This window comes from Pseudomonas sp. SP16.1 (assembly GCF_052682975.1).
Genome location: NZ_JBQYFZ010000001.1, coordinates 3,822,272 through 3,840,452, shown reverse-complemented (window position 1 = coordinate 3,840,452; position 18,181 = coordinate 3,822,272). Strand labels below are relative to the sequence as shown.

The following is an 18,181-nucleotide window of genomic DNA, read 5'->3' as shown; positions in this document are numbered from 1 at the left end:
GAGGACAAGTTTATGGGTAAGAATGTCGTCGTCCTGGGCACCCAGTGGGGTGATGAGGGCAAGGGCAAGATCGTCGACCTGCTCACCGAACAGGCCGCTGCAGTGGTGCGTTATCAGGGCGGTCACAACGCCGGTCACACTCTGGTGATCGACGGCGAGAAGACCGTGCTGCACCTGATTCCGTCCGGCATCCTGCGTGAAGGCGTCGAGTGCCTGATCGGCAATGGCGTGGTCGTCGCCCCCGATGCCCTGCTGCGCGAGATCACCAAGCTGGAAGAGAAGGGTGTGCCGGTTCGCGAGCGCCTGCGCATCAGCCCGGCCTGCCCGCTGATCCTGTCCTACCACGTGGCGCTGGACCAGGCGCGCGAGAAGGCTCGCGGCGACGCCAAGATCGGCACCACCGGTCGCGGTATCGGCCCTGCCTACGAAGACAAGGTGGCCCGTCGCGGCCTGCGCGTCGGCGATCTGTTCCACCGCGAGCGCTTCGCCGCCAAGCTCGGCGAGTTGCTGGACTACCACAACTTCCAGCTGGTCAATTTCTACAAAGAGCCGGCCATCGACTTCCAGAAGACCCTGGACGAGTGCATGGAATACGCCGAGCTGCTCAAGCCGATGATGGCCGACGTCACCGCCGTGCTGCATGACCTGCGCCGCGAAGGCAAGGACATCATGTTCGAAGGCGCCCAGGGCTCGCTGCTGGACATCGACCACGGCACCTATCCCTACGTGACCAGCTCCAACACCACCGCCGGCGGCATCGCCACCGGTTCCGGTTTCGGTCCGCTGTACCTGGACTACATCCTCGGCATCACCAAGGCCTACACCACCCGTGTCGGCTCCGGTCCGTTCCCCACCGAGCTGTTCGACGACGTCGGTGCGTTCCTCGCCAAGCGCGGTCATGAGTTCGGCGCCACCACCGGCCGCGCCCGTCGCTGCGGCTGGTTCGATGCGGTGATCCTGCGTCGCGCCATCGAGATCAACAGCATCTCCGGCTTGTGCCTGACCAAGCTGGACGTGCTCGACGGTCTGCAGACCATCCGCATCTGCACCGGTTACAAGGATGCGGGCGGCCAGGTGCTGGTCGATGCGCCGACCGATGCCGACAGCTATATTGGCCTGCAGCCGGTGTACGAGGAAATGCCGGGTTGGAGCGAGTCGACCCTGGGCGCGAAGACCCTTGAGGATCTGCCGGCCGCCGCCCGCGCCTACATCAAGCGCGTGGAAGAGCTGGTCGGCGCGCCGATCGACATCATCTCCACCGGCCCGGACCGCAACGAGACCATCGTCCTGCGCCATCCGTTCGCCTGATTGGCTGCCGTCGAGCCACAAGAGCCGCCTTTGGGCGGCTTTTTCGTACGCGGCGGCTGCTCGTGGCGATCCTGCGAGCCGTCATCACCGGCATTTGACATGCGTCATGGGATGGGAAGGCCTCGGTTGGGACGGTTGGGTGGGCATGCGCCTTGCCTGCATTCAATAAATCCCGGAAGTCGCCGTTATAGCTGTTACGGTCGTTGAGGAGTCCTGCCTGTGTTCGCCATTGTCTCGATGTTGCGCAGCCGCCTGCTGCGCCCGGTATTCGTCGCCCTTGGCCTGGCCATGCTGGTGCAGGTGGGGTTGGCGGTGTGGCTGATGCGCGCCTCGGTCGACGAGATGGTCGATGACCTGGCCCTGCGCCTGGGGGGCGAGAGTCGTCGGCTGGGCGAGGAGCTGAATGCGGCCGAGCGGGAGATGAGCCAGGGGCTCGCGGCGCTGGCCAGCATTACCCGCACGCGGCTCGGCGAGGGGCTTTCGGCGCAGCTGAAGGGCGAGCAGGCCCAGCTGCGCAGCGTGCTCGAGGGCAACCTCAAGCGGTCCGGCCAGGCGCTGGCGCAGCTGCTGGCCGGCGTGGCGCCGAAATCCATCTGGGATCTGGATATCCCCGCACTGACCGCCTTGACCCGTATCGCTCAGCAGGACCCTGCGGTGCTGTTCGCCATCATCTACGACGCCGAGGGCAAGCGCCTGACGCGCAACTTCAATCGCAGCAGTGCGCAGGTGCGCGAACTGATCGCGGCCGGCGCGGGCGACTCGCCGCTGGACAAGCTGGTCGATGCCGCCTCGCGGGACCCGCGCGTCTACGTGGTCGAGGCGGATATCAATCCGATGGGGGCGCAGATCGGCAAGGTGCAGATGGGCTTGTCGCTGGCTGTCGTCGAGCGTGAGGTGGCGGCGCTGGATGGTCGCTTCGGTGCGCTGGTCGATGGCGCGGGTGAGCTGGTTGACAGCAGCCTGGCCGGGGCTTCGGAGGAGGCGACTCGGGCATTGCGTGAGCGCCTGCAGGCGGCCGAGCGCTATACCGCGGAGATGGCACGCAATGGCGGCGAGTCGGTGCGGGCGGCGGCCGACTCGTTGCGTTGGAATATCGCGCTGGGCTTGCTGGCGGTCGGCGCGCTGGCACTGGTCGTGGTGGCGGTGGTGCTGGGCTGGCGTGTACTCAGCCGCCTGCGCCTGCTCAGTGCGGCGCTGAACGACCTGGCGGCGGGCGAGGGCGATCTGACCCGGCGTGTCCGTATCGACAGTCGCGACGAGGTGGGCGAGATGGCTGATGCGGTCAATCGTTTCATCGCCAAGCTGCAACCGATCGTGCGTGAATCTGGCGAGGTGGCTCTGCGCACCGGCGAGCAGATTCGCAGCCTGAGCCAGCGCGGCGTGGCCGCCGAAGCCGCCGCCGGTCGCCAGCGTGACGAGGTTGCTGGGAGCCTGCAGGCGCTCGAGCGCATGGCTGACGAGGCGCAGGCCGAGAGCCGGGCGATGCAGGAGGCGTTGCGGCGGGTGGACACCATTCGCCAGGCCGCCCACGAGAACGCCGCGATTGCCGCGCGCCTGTCGGCGCTGATCGAGGGCTTGGTGGCGCGCGTGGCGGACGGCTCGGCGGTGATCGAGCGGCTGGCCAGGCAGAGCGAGCAGATCGAGGTGGTGCTGACGGTGATCCAGTCCATCGCCGAGCAGACCAACCTGCTCGCGCTCAATGCCGCCATCGAGGCGGCGCGCGCAGGCGAGAGTGGGCGCGGGTTTGCCGTGGTGGCCGATGAGGTGCGTGCGCTGGCGAGCAAGACCCAGCAGTCCACCGGCGATATCCAGGCGCATATCGCCGCGCTGCAGCGTGGGGCGCAGGAGGCGGTGGCGGCCATCGCCCAGGCTGGCGAACAGGGTGGCGAGGGGTTGGCGGTGCTGCGCGACAGTGCGCGTCTGCAGCAGGCGGTGCAGCAGTCGGTGGACGAGGTGCATGGCGCCATCAACACGGCGACCCAGGCAGCGGCGCAGCAGGCCGAGGGTGCCGGGGCGGTGCGTGGTCGCGTGGAGATCATTCATGCCGAGGCCCAGCACGCCGCCGAGGCGGTCGCGGCGATCGCCGGCAATGCGCGGGCGCTGGATGAGCTCGCGGCGCAGCTCAAGGCCAGCCTGGGGCAGTTCAGGGTTTGAAGGGGCTTGCGTAGGGCGTGCTCGCGCAGCGGTATGCCGTTGCGGAGGGCGGCGGGCTGTTCGCTACGCTACGAGCGGCCGCGTCCCTGTCCGCCCTGCGCAGCAGGCATCTACGAGTTGCGCACGTTTTCGCAGGCAATAAAAAACCGAGCCATTGGCTCGGTTCTTTGAAATTTGGTGCCCAGGAGAAGACTCGAACTTCCACGGTGTTGCCACCACTGATACCTGAAACCAGCGCGTCTACCAATTCCGCCACCTGGGCACTGCAGCAATGTTCGTCGTTGCCGACACGGAGCGTTGCATCCGTTATTTGCAAAGTGGGCTATCACTCCACTTCACGAAATTTGGTGCCCAGGAGAAGACTCGAACTTCCACGGTGTTGCCACCACTGATACCTGAAACCAGCGCGTCTACCAATTCCGCCACCTGGGCACTGAAACCGATGATTCCTCATCTGCTTCGTGTTACAACGTCTGCTCGACGCTGTGGGCGCGAACTATACGGGCGGGCATTTACCTTGTAAACCCCTGACCCCGAAAAAATTATTGTCAGCGGAAAAGCTGACCGAGAAGGCTTTTTCGCGCTTCAATAGGCATATGGCCCTCCTCTATATACATACGCACAGGTAGCCCCTACTCAATGGCCGATTGGCAATCCCTCGATCCCGAGGCCGCCCGCGAGGCGGAAAAATACGAAAACCCCATCCCCAGTCGTGAACTGATTCTTTCGCATCTGGCCGAGCGCGGTTCGCCGGCCAGCCGCGAGCAGTTGGTCGAGGAATTCGGTTTGCACACCGAAGACCAGCTCGAGGCCCTGCGCCGCCGCCTGCGCGCCATGGAACGCGACGGCCAGCTGATCTACACCCGCCGCGGCACCTATGCGCCGGTGGACAAGCTCGACCTGATCTGTGGTCGCATCAGCGGTCACCGCGACGGCTTCGGCTTCCTGGTGCCGGACGACGGCAGCGACGATCTGTTTCTCAGCCCCGCGCAGATGCGCCTGGTGTTCGACGGCGACCGCGCGCTGGTGCGCGTGGCCGGCTTCGACCGCCGCGGCCGCCGCGAGGGCGGCATAGTCGAAGTGATCAGTCGCGCCCACGAGAGCATCGTCGGCCGTTACTACGAAGAGAGCGGCATCGGCTTCGTGGTCGCCGACAACCCGAAGATCCAGCAGGAAGTGCTGGTCACTCCCGGGCGCACCGCCGGCGCGCGCATCGGCCAGTTCGTCGAGATCAAGATCACCCACTGGCCGACGCCGCGTTTCCAGCCGCAGGGCGATATCGTCGAGGTGATCGGCAACTACATGGCGCCAGGCATGGAGATCGACGTTGCCCTGCGCAGCTACGACATCCCGCACGTCTGGCCCGAGGCGGTGATCAAGGAGGCGCGCAAGCTCAAGCCCGAGGTGGAGGAGAAGGACAAGGAGAAACGCATCGACCTGCGCCACCTGCCCTTCGTCACTATCGACGGCGAGGACGCGCGCGACTTCGACGACGCGGTCTACTGCGAGAAGAACAGCAGTCGCTGGAAGCTGTTCTCCGGCGGCTGGAAGCTCTACGTGGCGATCGCCGACGTGTCGCACTACGTCAAGGTCGGCTCGGCGCTGGATACCGAGGCCACCGAGCGCGGCAACTCGGTGTACTTCCCCGAACGCGTCGTGCCGATGCTGCCGGAAGAGCTGTCCAACGGTCTGTGCTCGCTCAACCCGCACGTCGATCGTCTGGCCATGGTCTGCGAGATGAGCATGTCCAAGAGCGGCCAGCTGGTGGACTATCAGTTCTACGAGGCGGTGATCCACTCCCATGCGCGGCTGACCTACAACAAGGTCAGCCTGATGCTGGAAGATCCCAAGAGCAGCGAGGGCAAGGCCCTGCGCGGCGAGTACAAGGAGATCCTGCCGCACCTCAAGCAGCTCTACGCGCTGTACCAGGTGCTGCAGGCCGCCCGCCACGAGCGCGGCGCCATCGACTTCGAGACCCAGGAAACCCGCATCATCTTCGGCGAAGGGCGCAAGATCGCGGAGATCCGCCCGACCCAGCGCAACGACGCGCACAAGCTGATCGAGGAATGCATGCTGGCGGCCAACGTCGCCACCGCGCAGTTCATGCAGAAGCACGAGATTCCCTCGCTGTACCGCGTGCACGACGGTCCGCCGGAGGAGCGCCTGGAGAAGCTCAAGGCCTTCCTCGGCGAGCTGGGATTGTCGCTGCAGCGTGGCAAGTCCAAGGAGGGGCCGTCGCCCAAGGACTACCAGAAGCTGCTGGAGAGCATTCGCGAGCGTCCGGATTATCACCTGATCCAGACCGTGATGCTGCGCTCGCTGAGCCAGGCGGTGTACAGCGCCGACAATCAGGGCCACTTCGGTCTGAACTACGAGGCCTACACCCACTTCACCTCGCCGATCCGGCGTTATCCGGACCTGCTGGTGCATCGTGCCATTCGCAGCGTGATCCGCTCGAAGATGGACACCCCGCACGTCAAGCGGGCCGGCGCGGTGCCCATGCCGCGCGCGCGAATCTATCCCTACGACGAGGCAGCGCTGGAGAAGCTCGGTGAACAGTGCTCGCTGACCGAGCGCCGCGCCGACGAGGCGACCCGCGACGTGGTCAACTGGCTCAAGTGCGAGTTCATGCAGGACCGTGTCGGCGAGACCTTCGAGGGCGTGATCACCGCGGTGACCGGTTTCGGCATCTTCGTCGAGCTGCGTGACATCTACGTCGAGGGTCTGGTGCACGTCACCGCGCTGCCGGCCGATTACTACCACTTCGACCCGGTTCATCATCGCCTGTCCGGCGAGCGCAGCGGACGCAGCTTCCGCCTTGGCGACAGCGTCGAGGTCAAGGTGATGCGCGTCGATCTGGACGAGCGCAAGATCGACTTCGAACTGTCCCAGGCCGCCGAGCGCGAGGCGGTCGGTCGTGCCGGCCGGGACCGCAAGGCACCCGGCATGGGCAACACCGACGTGCAGAAGAGTCGCGAAGTGAAGAAGGCGCTGCTGGCCGGGGCCAAGGGCGGCAAGGCCGGCAAGGGTGGTGCCGCCAAGCCGGGCGGCAAGCCGCCTGTCGCGGCGCGCAAAGGCGCGGGGCGCGGCGATAGCGCACCGAGTTCGGCCGACAAGCCGCGCAAGCGCAAGGCCAAGTCATGAGTCAGTTGGAAAAGATCTACGGCGTGCACGCCGTCGAAGCGCTGCTGCGTCATCACCCCAAGCGGGTCAAGCAGCTGTGGCTCGCCGAAGGTCGCGGCGAGCCGCGTGTGCAGGCGCTGGTGGCCCTGGCCGAACAGGCACGGGTGCGCATCGGTCAGTGCGAGCGGCGCGAGATGGATGCCTGGGTCGAAGGTGTGCATCAGGGCGTGGTGGCCGATGTCAGCCCCAGTCAGGTATGGGGCGAGGCCATGCTCGACGAGTTGCTCGATCGCGCCGAAGGGCCGCCGCTGCTGCTGGTGCTCGACGGCGTCACCGACCCGCACAATCTCGGTGCCTGCCTGCGCACCGCCGATGCTGCCGGCGCGTTGGCGGTGATCGTGCCCAAGGACAAGGCGGCCACCCTCAACGCCACGGTGCGCAAGGTGGCCTGCGGCGCCGCCGAGGTGATCCCGCTGGTGGCGGTGACCAACCTCGCGCGCAGTCTGGAGAAACTCCAGCAGCGTGGCCTGTGGGTGGTCGGCACTGCCGGCGAAGCCGAGCAGGAGCTATACCAGCAGAACCTGAGCGGGCCGATCGTGCTGGTCATGGGCGCCGAAGGCAAGGGCATGCGCCGTCTGACCCGCGAGCACTGCGACTTCCTGGTCAGGTTGCCCATGGCCGGCAGCGTCAGCAGCCTCAACGTCTCGGTCGCCACTGGCGTGTGCCTGTTCGAGGCGGTGCGTCAGCGCCAGGCCAAGCGTCAGGGCTGACTGCTCAAATAATCGCCAGTTCGCCTTGCGCGCGGCAGGGGGCTTCTCTAGAATGGCGCCCCTTGCCGTGACGGCAGGCCTTTTCGCGCCTGCCGCCTGGCAAGCTCATCACGAGAAAAACCCACTCCTTGCCTGACCACCCTGGTTGGCAGGCTACAACCCGTAAGGAGCATTTATGCGTCATTACGAAATCATCTTTCTGGTTCACCCGGACCAGAGCGAGCAAGTCGGCGGCATGGTCGAGCGTTACACCAAGCTGATCGAAGAAGACGGCGGCAAGATTCACCGCCTGGAAGACTGGGGTCGTCGTCAGCTGGCCTACGCCATCAACAACGTCCACAAGGCCCACTACGTGATGCTCAACGTAGAGTGCACCGGCAAGGCCCTGGCCGAGCTGGAAGACAACTTCCGCTACAACGACGCCGTGATCCGTAACCTGGTCATCCGCCGCGACGAGGCCGTTACCGGTCAGTCCGAGATGCTCAAGGCCGAAGAAAACCGCAGTGAGCGCCGTGAGCGTCGTGACCGTCCTGAAGAAAACGCTGAGTCCAACGACAGCAGCGATGACAGCGACAGCAACGACAGCGAAAACGCTGACGAGTAATCCACGGATCTATTGAGGAGCCAATCACATGGCACGTTTCTTCCGTCGTCGTAAATTCTGCCGCTTCACCGCTGAAGACGTGAAAGAGATCGATTTCAAAGATCTCAACACTCTGAAGGCCTACATCTCGGAAACCGGCAAGATCGTTCCCAGCCGTATCACCGGTACCAAGGCCCGTTATCAGCGTCAGCTGGCCACCGCTATCAAGCGCGCCCGCTTCCTGGCCCTGCTGCCCTACACCGACAGCCACGGCCGCTGAGATCGGATAGTCGACAAGAGTTAAGGAATAGATCGCATGCGCGCCCTGGCTGAATACATCATGCGCGGCCGTATGCAGGCCACCCTCGTGGTGGTGGGATCGGCAGCGATGCCGCTGTTGTTCTGGTTGAGTGCCGCCGCCGGCAGCCTGGTGCTGCTGCGGCGCGGAGCCAACGATGCCCTGGGCATCCTGGCCTGGGCCATGCTGCCGGCGATCGCCTGGTGGTATTTCGGCGAACCGCGCACCTTGCTGGTGCTGGTCGGCGCGCTGAGCCTGGCGTTGCTGTTGCGCGCCGGTTGGACCTGGAACCGCATACTGCTGGGCAGTGTGGCGCTGGGCCTGGTGTACGGGGTTGTTCTTGGGGCGGTGTTTCGCGAACCCATCGCGGCCATGGCCGGCGAGCTGCAGAAGCTCTTGCCGACCATGCTCGATGGGGTTCACCAGCAGATGTCGGTGGACGAACGCGCGCGTCTCGAGGCCCTGATCGCACCGGTGCTGACCGGATTGCTGGCGGCCTTGCTGCAGATCCTCAGCTTGCTGAGCCTGATCCTTGGGCGTTACTGGCAGGCGCTGTTGTACAACCCGGGTGGTTTCGGCCGCGAGTTCCGCGCGCTGAGGCTGCCGCTGCCGCAGGCGCTGTTGCTGCTGGCGGGCATGTTGCTAGGCCCGAACCTGGGGCCGCAGTTGGCCATGCTCACGCCGCTGTGCAGTGTACCGCTGCTGTTCGCCGGGATCGCCCTGGTGCACGGCCTGGTGGAAAAGGGTGGGCTCGCCCGCTTCTGGCTGGTCGGGCTGTACATCACGCTGTTGCTGTTCATGCAGCTGATCTATCCGTTACTGGTGGTCCTGGCCATCGTCGACAGTCTGTTTGATTTTCGCGGTCGCCTGGCGCGCAAGAACGGCCCGGGCTCTGCGAACGGTGAAGGTTAAAAGTTAAGAGGTAAGACCCAAATGGAAGTCATCCTGCTGGAAAAAATCGCCAATCTGGGCAACCTGGGCGACAAAGTGAACGTCAAGGCCGGTTACGGCCGTAACTTCCTGCTGCCGCAGGGCAAGGCCACCGCCGCTACCGCTGCAAACGTGGCTGCGTTCGAAGCCCGCCGCGCCGAGCTGGAAAAAGCCGCTGCCGAGAAGAAGGCTTCGGCTGAAACTCGCGCCGCTCAACTGGCCGAGCTGGAAGTCACCATCACCGCCACCGCTGGCGATGAAGGCAAGCTGTTCGGTTCGATCGGTACCCACGACATCGCCGACGCCCTGACCGCCTCCGGCGTGGAAGTGGCCAAGGCCGAAGTTCGCCTGCCCAACGGTACCATCCGTCAGGTCGGCGAATACGACGTTGCGCTGCACCTGCACACCGACGTCGAAGCCACCGTCAAGGTGATCGTGGTCGCTGCCTAACTAGCAGCCGCCAGGCGGGCTTGCGCTGTAGCGTAGGTCTGCTGACAATCGGGCACGGTATCGCCTCGGCGATCCGTGCCCTTTGTTTTTTCTATCGCAGCATTTTCTCACCGAGCCTATGAACGACATCAGCATCCCCGAGCAATACGACCTGCAGACCGCCGCCCTGAAAGTGCCGCCGCACTCGATCGAGGCCGAACAGGCGGTGCTGGGTGGCCTGATGCTGGACAACAACGCCTGGGAGCGGGTGCTCGATGGAGTGTCCGATGTCGATTTCTATCGCCATGACCACCGCCTGATCTTCCGCGCCATCTTCAAGCTGGCCGAGCGTAACGAGCCCTTCGACGTGGTGACTCTGTCCGAGCAGTTGGACAAGGAGGGGCAGCTGTCGCAGGTCGGTGGCCTGGCCTACCTCGCCGAGCTGGCCAAGAACACGCCGTCGGTAGCCAACATCAAGGCCTACGCGCAGATCATTCGTGAGCGCGCCACGCTGCGCAAACTGATCAGCATCAGCAACGAGATCGCCGACAGTGCCTACGCGCCGGAAGGCCGTACCGGCGAGGAGATTCTCGACGAAGCGGAGCGGTTGATCTTCCAGATCGCCGAAGACCGGCCCAAGACCGGCGGTCCGGTGGGTATCAACGACATTCTGGTCAAGGCCATCGACCGCATCGACACGCTGTTCAACAACGGCGACGCGATCACCGGTCTGTCCACCGGTTTCGACGATCTGGATAACCTGACCAGCGGCCTGCAGCCGGCCGACATGATCATCGTCGCCGGCCGTCCGTCGATGGGTAAGACCACCTTCGCCATGAACCTGGTGGAAAATGCGCTGATGCGCAGCGACAAGGCGATTCTCGTCTACTCGCTGGAGATGCCCTCGGAGTCCATCGTGATTCGTATGCTCGCCTCGCTGGGGCGCATCGACCAGACCAAGGTGCGTGCCGGTCAGCTCGATGACGACGACTGGCCGCGCTTGACCAGCGCGGTGAACCTGCTCAATGACCGCAAGCTGTTTATCGACGATACGGCGGGTATCTCGCCTTCGGAAATGCGCGCACGTACGCGACGCCTGGCCCGCGAACACGGCGAGATCGGCCTGATCATGGTCGACTACCTGCAGCTGATGCAGATTCCCGGCTCCAGCGGCGACAGCCGGGTCAACGAGATTTCCGAGATCTCGCGCTCGCTCAAGGGCCTGGCCAAGGAGTTCAACTGCCCGGTGATCGCCCTGTCGCAGCTCAACCGCGGCCTGGAACAGCGCCCCAACAAGCGCCCGATCAACTCCGACTTGCGTGAATCCGGTGCGATCGAGCAGGACGCCGATATCATCCTGTTCGTCTACCGTGACGAGGTGTACCACCCGGAGACCGAGTACAAGGGCGTGGCCGAGATCATCATCGGCAAGCAGCGTAATGGTCCGTTGGGCACCGCGCGCCTGGCCTTCCTCGGCAAGTACTCGCGCTTCGAGAACCTGGCGCCCGGCAGCTACCAGTTCGAGGACGAATGAACGCTCGGCGGTGTCGAGCGCGGCAAAGGGCTCAGGAGTTGTAGGTCGGGACCAGCGGTTCGGCGCAGACGTGGCGGGCGAGATAGTCCTCCAGGCGTTGGCCGGCCACGGTTGCGAAGGTCTCGCCGCTATCGAGCAAGGTCTGCACCCGGTCGACGCGGAAGTTGCGAAAATCGTTGCGCAGTTCGCACCAGCCGCACAGGGTCCACACCTGTCCCCAGAAGAACAGTCCCAGCGGGCGGATGCAGCGCCGACTGCTCTCGCCGCTATCGTCGCGGTAGTCGATCAGCAGCTTGTGACGCTGTCGGATCGCCTGGCGCACCTGACCTAGCCAGTGCAGGGGCAAAGGGCGGGTTTCCGGGGCGAGCAGCTGGTTGCGGTTGAGTTCGTCGCGCAGTGGCGGCGGCAGCACTCCGTGGATCTTTGCCAGCGCCGATTCCGCGGCCTGCCGCAGTTGCGGATCGGCCCAGGCCTTGACCATCCGCACCCCCGCCAGCAGCGCCTCGATTTCCTCGCGCTCGAACATCAGCGGCGGCAGGTCCATGGGGTGGCGCAGCACGTAGCCGATCCCGGCCTCGCCCTCCAGCGGCACGCCGGAAAGCGACAGGTCCTGGATGTCGCGGTAGATGGTGCGCACCGACACCTGCAGGCGTTCGGCCAGCCACTGTGCGGTGGTCAGCCGGCGGCTGCGCAGGAACTGCACGATCTGGAACAGGCGGTCGGCGCGTCTCATGCTTCCTCTTGGCGATCGCGGTGGCAGGCGACGGGATCAGGACATGCTGTGCAGGCCGACCTCATTGCCTTCGCTGTCTTTTATCACAGCGATGAAGCCATGGGGGGCGATGGACATCTTGCCCTGGATGATCACCCCACCCGCCGCCGGAACCCGGTTCACCACGGCATCCAGTTGCCCTTCGACATTCAGGTAGACCCGGGTGCCGCCCACGCCGCTCTGCTGTTCGGCCGAGTCGCTCAGGCAGCCGCCGACAGCGCTGTCCGCGGCGCAGGGAAACAGCGCCATGCGTCCGCCCATGCCGTCGATCACCTCCAATGATGTCGCCAGCGTCCGCTCGTAGAAGCGCCGGGCGCGCTCGAAATCGCCGACAAACAGTTCGAACCAGTTGATCGCATTCATCTTCTCTCTCCTTGTGCGGGGCATGTCAGCAGGCGGCGCCGGGAGCGGCGGGTTTCTGCCTGCCGAAGCCACTCTAGGCCAGGGCTGCTGACAGCCTGCTGTCAGTAGCCGTGCCGGCCCGGCGTGCGCGCCGGGTCTCGGGACTTGCGGCCCGGCAGCTGGCGTTTAAGATGATGGCCCCTCCCGTCACGCAGAGCCCGAGCCATGCGCCCTCTCGTCGCCATCATCGATCTGGCTGCCATCCTCCACAACTATGCCCTGGCCGGGCGCTGCGCGCCGGGACGCCGGGCGTTCGCCGTGGTCAAGGCCAATGCCTACGGCCATGGCGTGCGCGAAGTGGTCACCGCGCTGCACCAGGTGGCCGACGGTTTCGCCGTGGCCAGTCTGGAGGAGGCCGCCGAGGTGCGCGCCATGCATGGCGAGGCGCGCATCCTGCTGCTCGAGGGTTGCTTCGAGGCGAGCGAATACCCCATCGCCGCCCAGCTCGGCCTGGACCTGGTGGTGCAGAATGCGGCGCAGGCGAAGGCATTGCTCGCCAGCGAGTTGTCGCGGCCGCTGAATGTCTGGCTCAAGCTGGATTCCGGCATGCATCGCCTGGGTTTCGATGCCGCCGCGCTGCGCGACTGGCATGCGCGCCTGCAAGGCGCCGAGCAGGTGGCCGAACTCAACCTCCTCAGCCACTTCGCCTGCGCCGACGAGCGCGGCCATCCGCTCACCGAGCAGCAGGTGGAGCGCTTTCTCGAGCTGCTGGAGCTGGATTTCGCTCAGCGCTCGCTGGCCAACTCCGCTGCCGTGCTGACCGTTCCCGCCGCGCATATGGACTGGCTGCGCCCCGGCATCATGCTCTACGGCGCCACGCCGTTCGCCGACCTCAGTGCAGGCGAACTGGGCCTTAAGCCGTCCATGACCCTGGCCGCGCGGATCATCGCCGTGCGCGAGGTGGCGGCGGGCGAGAGCGTCGGCTACGGCGCGGCATGGGTGGCCGCGCGGCCATCGCGCATCGCCACGGTCAGTTGCGGCTACGCCGACGGCTATCCGCGCCATGCGCCCAGCGGCACGCCGGTGCTGGTCGAGGGGCGACGCGCGCCACTGGCCGGCAGGGTATCGATGGACATGCTGGCGGTGGATATCACGGACCTGCCCGAGGCGGGCATCGATTCGCCGGTGGAGCTGTGGGGCGCGAACCTGCCGGTGGACGAGGTGGCGCAGGCCTGCGGCAGTATCGGCTACGAGCTGCTGACCAAGGTCACCGCCCGGGTGCCGCGGCGCTATATCGGTTGAACCCCGCCGGGGAGTGGGCGTGGCGCACGGCGCCCCCGCAACCGATGCGGCGGCCTAGACCAGGCCGCTGGGCACCTTGAGCACATCCAGCTGCAGGCAGGCCTGATCGCTCAGCTCGCCGTCCTCGCCATGCACCCGCGAGCCGGAGCGGCCCAGCTCCTTGACCCGGTACAGCGCCTGGTCGGCGGCCTTGTACAGCCCGGCGAAGTGGCGGGCGTGCAGCGGGTAGAGCGCCACGCCGATGCTGATGGTCACCTGCAGGCGTTCGGCGCCGTAGAGCACCGGCTCGGACAGGTCGGCGAGCAGGCGGCTGGCGATGTCACGGGCCTGGTTTTCCGCGTCCTGGCCGCAGATCAGCACGGCGAACTCGTCGCCGCCGAGGCGCGCCACGGTATCGCCGCCACGCACGTGCTCGCGCAGGCGCTTGGCGATCATCTGCAGCATGAGGTCGCCGGCGGCATGGCCGAAGCGGTCGTTGATCGGCTTGAAATGGTCCAGGTCGATCAGCAGCAGCGCCACGCTCTCGCCATGCCGCTCGGCATGCGCCAGTGCCGACTCGCAGCGTTCGACCAGATAGCGGCGATTGGGCAGCTCGGTCAGGGCATCGTGGAACGCGGCGTGTTGCAGCTCGCGCTCGCGCTCGCGAAGGCGTGCATTGGCCGATGCCAGCTCGGCGGTGCGCGCGGCTACCGCCGCCTGCAGCTCGTCGGCACTGGCCTGCAGTTGTGCCAGGCGCGCGGTCTTCTCCCGGTCGGCTTGCTGCTGCGCCCTGGCGCGCTCCTGCTTGAGGATCTGGATGCGATAGGCCAGGGCGAAGGAGAACAGGATGGACTCCGCCGCCACCGCCAGCGGGAACACATAGGCGTTCCACTCGGCGGGCTGTAGCACGCCGGTGGTGCGCAGCAGCAGGATGCCGACGCTGCCGAGCACCAGGCCGTAGCCGTACAGGTACAGCTGTGCGGGGAAGAACCCCTGGCGCCAGCGGATCACCGCGCTGCCGAGTGCGGCGGGGATGCTGGTCAGCGACAGCAGGGCGATGGCCCAGGCGGCCAGGTAGCGCTGGCCGAACAGGTCCAGGACGATGGCGACGACATAGATTGCGCAGGCCATGTTCAGCAGCTGGTGCGCCCAGCGCACGTAGAGACGGGTCTGCAGCAGGGTCTGGGTGAAGCGGCTGGCGAACAGCCCCCATAGCGACGGCAGGGTGATGCGGTCGAGCCAGGGCGGCACGGCGCCATTGGGCCACAGGTACTGGGCGCCATGCCCGGTCATGCTGACGATGAAGACCAGGGCGAAGGCGGTGGTGAGGACGTACCAGAAGTAGGCCTTGTCGCGCAGCGAAATGAGGATGAACAGGTTGTACAGCAGCAGGGCGAGGACCACGCCGTAGATGATGCCGAGCCCGAGGTTCTCGTGGGTGGCCAGGCGCGTGAGGTCGTCGAGCTGCCAGATGCGCAGCGGGAAGGAGTTGCCGGCCGGATCGTAGGCGCGCAGATACAGGGTCAGCGGTTGTTCGCCCAGCGCCGGCAGGTCGAACAGCATGCGCCGGTAGGGATGATCGCGGCTTTCGGCGAAGGCGACGCGCTCGCCGGACTGGCGCAGCTGCCAGCCGCCCTGGCCGTCGGGCAGATACAGCTGCAGGTCCAGTTGGGTGACCGAGCCGACCTCCAGCACCCAGCCCTCGGCGGCGGCGTCACCGCGTTGCAGGCTGAGCTTGATCCACCAGGGGTTGCGGCTCTGACCGACGCTGGCGCGGCCATTGGCCGGCTGGAAGCGCGCCTGTACTTCGGGCTTGGCCAGGTCGGCCACGACGAGATCGCCGCCGGTGTCCTCCAGCAACTCGATGGCCCCGTTCAGCGACAGGCCGCTGCTGGCCTGCGTCAGCCCCACGGGCGTGGCGCCGGCTGCACTCGTGGCGCATAGCCACAACAGAACGAGGATGGAAAAGACGAGGCGCTGCGGCATACGCATCTCTGAAGTCGGTTCACCGAGTGCTTGAGTATATGCGCAGCTTGGTTATCGATCGAAAACAAATATGGCGTATGGCTATTGTCCTGGATGGGCCGGTTTCCGGCCGTTCCGGCTCCCCGAACAGCTTCTGGAAAAGTTGCGCGCATGCCGGCCGAGCTTCGCGGCGCAGCCCTTAAACCCAGCGCAATAGTCTGGTTTGGTCAATTTTTGTGCTATGCTCCGCGGCCCTCCGAGAGTCCGATTGATCAGAAAATATGCAAGCCGCCAAGCCGCTGTTCGACTATCCCAAGTACTGGGCCGAATGTTTCGGGCCTGCGCCCTTCCTGCCGATGAGCCGGGAAGAGATGGATCAACTCGGCTGGGACAGCTGCGACATAATCATCGTCACCGGTGACGCCTACGTCGATCACCCGTCGTTCGGCATGGCCATCATCGGTCGCCTGCTCGAGGCCCAGGGTTTTCGCGTCGGCATCATCAGCCAGCCGGACTGGCGCAGCAAAGACGACTTCATGAAGCTCGGCGAGCCGAACCTGTTCTTCGGCGTGGCGGCGGGCAATATGGACTCGATGATCAACCGCTACACCGCGGACAAGAAGATCCGCAGCGACGATGCCTATACCCCCGGCGGCGTCGCCGGCAAGCGCCCGGACCGTGCCAGCCTGGTCTACAGCCAGCGCTGCAAGGAGGCCTACAGCCATGTGCCGGTGGTGCTCGGCGGCATCGAGGCATCCTTGCGCCGCATCGCCCACTACGACTACTGGCAGGACAAGGTGCGTCGCTCGATCCTGATGGACGCCACCGCCGACATCCTGCTCTACGGCAACGCCGAACGCGCGGTGGTGGAGATCGCCCAGCGCCTGTCGCGCGGCGAGCGGGTCGAAGCCATCACCGATGTGCGCGGCACCGCGTTCATTCGCCGCGACACCCCCGAGGGCTGGTTCGAGGTCGACTCGACCCGTATCGACCGCCCGGGCCGCGTCGACAAGATCATCAACCCCTACGTCAACACCCAGGACACCGAGGCCTGCGCCATCGAGCAGGCCAAAGGCGAAGTTGAAGACCCCAACGCAGCCAAGGTGGTGCAGATCCTCGAAAGCCCGCGCATGACCCGCGACAAGACGGTGATCCGCCTGCCGTCGTTCGAGAAGGTGCGTGGCGACGCCGTGCTCTACGCCCACGCCAACCGCGTGCTGCACCTGGAGACCAACCCGGGCAACGCCCGCGCGCTGGTGCAGAAGCACGGCGACATGGACATCTGGCTCAACCCGCCACCGATTCCCATGACCACCGAGGAAATGGACTACGTGTTCGGCATGCCCTATGCGCGCGTGCCGCACCCGGCCTATGGCAAGGAGAAGATCCCGGCCTACGAGATGATCCGCTTCTCGGTCAACATCATGCGTGGCTGCTTCGGCGGCTGCACCTTCTGCTCGATCACCGAGCACGAGGGCCGCATCATCCAGAACCGCTCGCACGACTCGATCATCCGCGAGATCGAGGAGATGCGCGACAAGGTGCCGGGCTTCACCGGCGTGGTCTCCGACCTCGGCGGGCCGACCGCCAACATGTACCGCATCGCCTGCAAGGACCCGGAGATCGAGCGCCACTGCCGCAAGCCATCCTGCGTGTTCCCCGGCATCTGCGAGAACCTCAATACCGACCACTCGTCCCTGATCGAGCTGTACCGCAAGGCACGCGCGCTGCCGGGGGTGAAGAAGATCCTGATCGCCTCCGGCCTGCGCTACGACCTGGCGGTGGAGTCGCCGGAATACGTCAAGGAGCTGGTCACCCACCACGTCGGCGGCTACCTCAAGATCGCCCCGGAGCATACCGAGCGCGGCCCGCTGGACAAGATGATGAAGCCGGGCATCGGCAGCTACGACCGCTTCAAGCAGATGTTCGAGAAGTACTCGAAGGAGGCGGGCAAGGAGCAGTACCTGATCCCCTACTTCATCGCCGCGCACCCGGGCACCACCGACGAGGACATGCTCAACCTCGCCCTTTGGCTCAAGCGCAACGGTTTCCGCGCCGACCAGGTGCAGGCCTTCTACCCCTCGCCGATGGCCACGGCGACCGCCATGTACCACTCGGGCAAGAACCCGCTGCGCAAGGTCACCTACAAGAGCGACGGCGTGACCATCGTCAAGAGCGAGCAGCAGCGCCGCCTGCACAAGGCCTTTTTGCGCTATCACGACCCCAAGGGCTGGCCGCTGCTGCGCGAGGCACTGACCAACATGGGCCGCAGTGACCTGATCGGCCCGGGCAAGCATCAGCTGATCCCGGCGCACCAGCCGCAGGTCGACGAGTATCACAGCGCGCGGCGCAAGAACTCGACGCCGGCCGGCAGCAAGAAGGCGGGCGGCAAGATTCTCACCCAGCACACCGGCCTGCCGCCGCGCGCCAGCGACGGTAGCAAGCCCTGGGACAAGCGCGAACAGGCCAAGGCGGCGGCCTTCGCCAAGCTGCAGGAGCAGAAGAAGGCCGGCGGCAAGGCGGGTGGCGCCGGCAAGAAGAAGCCACGCCCGGTAGCGCCGCGCTAGATCAACGCCAGCCTCGTGCTGGCGTTGTCGTTTCTGCCATGCCCTAGCCCGGATGCAATCCGTGGCGCTGATCGATCTTCGGGGCGTCCAGCCTGGGCCACGAGTGCTGGGGCTGCGCCATTGTT

General features: G+C 65.7%; 14 protein-coding genes and 2 tRNA genes. 11 read left to right on the top strand and 5 right to left on the bottom strand.

Annotated features, from left to right (window positions below; all coding sequences use genetic code 11):
* Positions 1-12: 12 nt before the first annotated feature.
* Complete coding sequence (locus ACUTAF_RS18255) at positions 13-1,308, top strand: adenylosuccinate synthase (protein ID WP_445581290.1); 1,296 nt, start codon at positions 13-15, stop codon at positions 1,306-1,308.
* A gap of 219 nt (positions 1,309-1,527) precedes the next feature.
* The gene (locus ACUTAF_RS18250) at positions 1,528-3,462 is read left to right on the top strand and encodes a methyl-accepting chemotaxis protein (protein WP_445581289.1); all 1,935 of its coding nucleotides are present in this window, start codon (positions 1,528-1,530) and stop codon (positions 3,460-3,462) included.
* A gap of 175 nt (positions 3,463-3,637) precedes the next feature.
* On the opposite strand, the gene ACUTAF_RS18245 is transcribed toward ACUTAF_RS18250, so the two are convergent.
* Both ACUTAF_RS18245 and ACUTAF_RS18240 read right to left on the bottom strand, forming a co-directional pair.
* A tRNA-Leu gene (locus ACUTAF_RS18245) sits at positions 3,638-3,724 on the bottom strand.
* An 83-nt stretch (positions 3,725-3,807) separates the two neighbouring features.
* Positions 3,808-3,894: transfer RNA gene (locus ACUTAF_RS18240), tRNA-Leu, on the bottom strand.
* Positions 3,895-4,101: 207 nt separating this feature from the next.
* Between ACUTAF_RS18240 and rnr the strand changes: the two genes are divergently transcribed.
* From rnr to dnaB, 7 genes are all read left to right on the top strand, one after another.
* Complete coding sequence (gene rnr, locus ACUTAF_RS18235) at positions 4,102-6,606, top strand: ribonuclease R (RefSeq protein ID WP_445581288.1); 2,505 nt, start codon at positions 4,102-4,104, stop codon at positions 6,604-6,606.
* On the top strand, positions 6,603-7,355 hold the full coding sequence (rlmB, locus tag ACUTAF_RS18230; RefSeq protein WP_445581287.1) for a 23S rRNA (guanosine(2251)-2'-O)-methyltransferase RlmB: 753 nt from the start codon (positions 6,603-6,605) through the stop codon (positions 7,353-7,355). The genes rnr and rlmB overlap by 4 nt, the downstream gene beginning before the upstream one ends.
* A gap of 175 nt (positions 7,356-7,530) precedes the next feature.
* Complete coding sequence (gene rpsF, locus ACUTAF_RS18225) at positions 7,531-7,959, top strand: 30S ribosomal protein S6 (protein ID WP_445581286.1); 429 nt, start codon at positions 7,531-7,533, stop codon at positions 7,957-7,959.
* A gap of 28 nt (positions 7,960-7,987) precedes the next feature.
* A complete protein-coding gene (rpsR, locus tag ACUTAF_RS18220) occupies positions 7,988-8,218 on the top strand; it encodes a 30S ribosomal protein S18 (RefSeq protein ID WP_003246847.1) in 231 nt (76 codons plus the stop codon).
* A gap of 36 nt (positions 8,219-8,254) precedes the next feature.
* Positions 8,255-9,148, top strand: coding sequence for a YybS family protein (locus ACUTAF_RS18215; RefSeq protein ID WP_445581285.1), 894 nt, complete (start codon positions 8,255-8,257; stop codon positions 9,146-9,148).
* Between the two features lie 21 nt (positions 9,149-9,169).
* Positions 9,170-9,616 (top strand): 50S ribosomal protein L9, encoded by a 447-nt coding sequence (rplI, locus tag ACUTAF_RS18210; RefSeq protein ID WP_445581284.1) that lies wholly within the window; start codon positions 9,170-9,172, stop codon positions 9,614-9,616.
* 118 nt (positions 9,617-9,734) lie between these two features.
* Positions 9,735-11,129, top strand: a complete 1,395-nt coding sequence (gene dnaB, locus ACUTAF_RS18205) for a replicative DNA helicase (protein ID WP_004423263.1) — start codon at positions 9,735-9,737, stop codon at positions 11,127-11,129.
* Positions 11,130-11,160: 31 nt separating this feature from the next.
* Here dnaB and ACUTAF_RS18200 read toward each other — a convergent pair whose 3' ends face one another.
* Both ACUTAF_RS18200 and ACUTAF_RS18195 read right to left on the bottom strand, forming a co-directional pair.
* The gene (locus ACUTAF_RS18200; RefSeq protein ID WP_445581283.1) at positions 11,161-11,862 is read right to left on the bottom strand and encodes a helix-turn-helix transcriptional regulator; all 702 of its coding nucleotides are present in this window, start codon (positions 11,860-11,862) and stop codon (positions 11,161-11,163) included.
* Between the two features lie 36 nt (positions 11,863-11,898).
* Positions 11,899-12,264 (bottom strand): VOC family protein, encoded by a 366-nt coding sequence (locus ACUTAF_RS18195; RefSeq protein ID WP_445581282.1) that lies wholly within the window; start codon positions 12,262-12,264, stop codon positions 11,899-11,901.
* A 204-nt stretch (positions 12,265-12,468) separates the two neighbouring features.
* On the opposite strand from ACUTAF_RS18195, the gene alr reads away from it, so the two are divergent.
* Positions 12,469-13,545, top strand: a complete 1,077-nt coding sequence (gene alr, locus ACUTAF_RS18190) for an alanine racemase (protein WP_445581281.1) — start codon at positions 12,469-12,471, stop codon at positions 13,543-13,545.
* Between the two features lie 54 nt (positions 13,546-13,599).
* Here alr and ACUTAF_RS18185 read toward each other — a convergent pair whose 3' ends face one another.
* Positions 13,600-15,510, bottom strand: a complete 1,911-nt coding sequence (locus tag ACUTAF_RS18185) for a diguanylate cyclase domain-containing protein (protein ID WP_445581280.1) — start codon at positions 15,508-15,510, stop codon at positions 13,600-13,602.
* Positions 15,511-15,770: 260 nt separating this feature from the next.
* Between ACUTAF_RS18185 and ACUTAF_RS18180 the strand changes: the two genes are divergently transcribed.
* Positions 15,771-18,056, top strand: coding sequence for a YgiQ family radical SAM protein (locus tag ACUTAF_RS18180; protein ID WP_445581279.1), 2,286 nt, complete (start codon positions 15,771-15,773; stop codon positions 18,054-18,056).
* The last annotated feature ends 125 nt before the right edge of the window (positions 18,057-18,181 follow it).

Excerpts from the sequence above, each read along its gene's own strand:
- rlmB (WP_445581287.1), top strand. The coding sequence starts at position 6,603 with ATGAGTCAGTTGGAAAAGATCTACGGCGTGCACGCCGTCGAAGCGCTG.
- ACUTAF_RS18195 (WP_445581282.1), bottom strand. The coding sequence starts at position 12,264 with ATGAATGCGATCAACTGGTTCGAACTGTTTGTCGGCGATTTCGAGCGC.
- alr (WP_445581281.1), top strand. The coding sequence starts at position 12,469 with ATGCGCCCTCTCGTCGCCATCATCGATCTGGCTGCCATCCTCCACAAC.
- rpsR (WP_003246847.1), top strand. The coding sequence starts at position 7,988 with ATGGCACGTTTCTTCCGTCGTCGTAAATTCTGCCGCTTCACCGCTGAA.
- ACUTAF_RS18185 (WP_445581280.1), bottom strand. The coding sequence starts at position 15,510 with ATGCCGCAGCGCCTCGTCTTTTCCATCCTCGTTCTGTTGTGGCTATGC.
- rplI (WP_445581284.1), top strand. The coding sequence starts at position 9,170 with ATGGAAGTCATCCTGCTGGAAAAAATCGCCAATCTGGGCAACCTGGGC.
- rnr (WP_445581288.1), top strand. The coding sequence starts at position 4,102 with ATGGCCGATTGGCAATCCCTCGATCCCGAGGCCGCCCGCGAGGCGGAA.
- ACUTAF_RS18215 (WP_445581285.1), top strand. The coding sequence starts at position 8,255 with ATGCGCGCCCTGGCTGAATACATCATGCGCGGCCGTATGCAGGCCACC.
- ACUTAF_RS18255 (WP_445581290.1), top strand. The coding sequence starts at position 13 with ATGGGTAAGAATGTCGTCGTCCTGGGCACCCAGTGGGGTGATGAGGGC.
- ACUTAF_RS18200 (WP_445581283.1), bottom strand. The coding sequence starts at position 11,862 with ATGAGACGCGCCGACCGCCTGTTCCAGATCGTGCAGTTCCTGCGCAGC.
- dnaB (WP_004423263.1), top strand. The coding sequence starts at position 9,735 with ATGAACGACATCAGCATCCCCGAGCAATACGACCTGCAGACCGCCGCC.
- ACUTAF_RS18180 (WP_445581279.1), top strand. The coding sequence starts at position 15,771 with ATGCAAGCCGCCAAGCCGCTGTTCGACTATCCCAAGTACTGGGCCGAA.
- rpsF (WP_445581286.1), top strand. The coding sequence starts at position 7,531 with ATGCGTCATTACGAAATCATCTTTCTGGTTCACCCGGACCAGAGCGAG.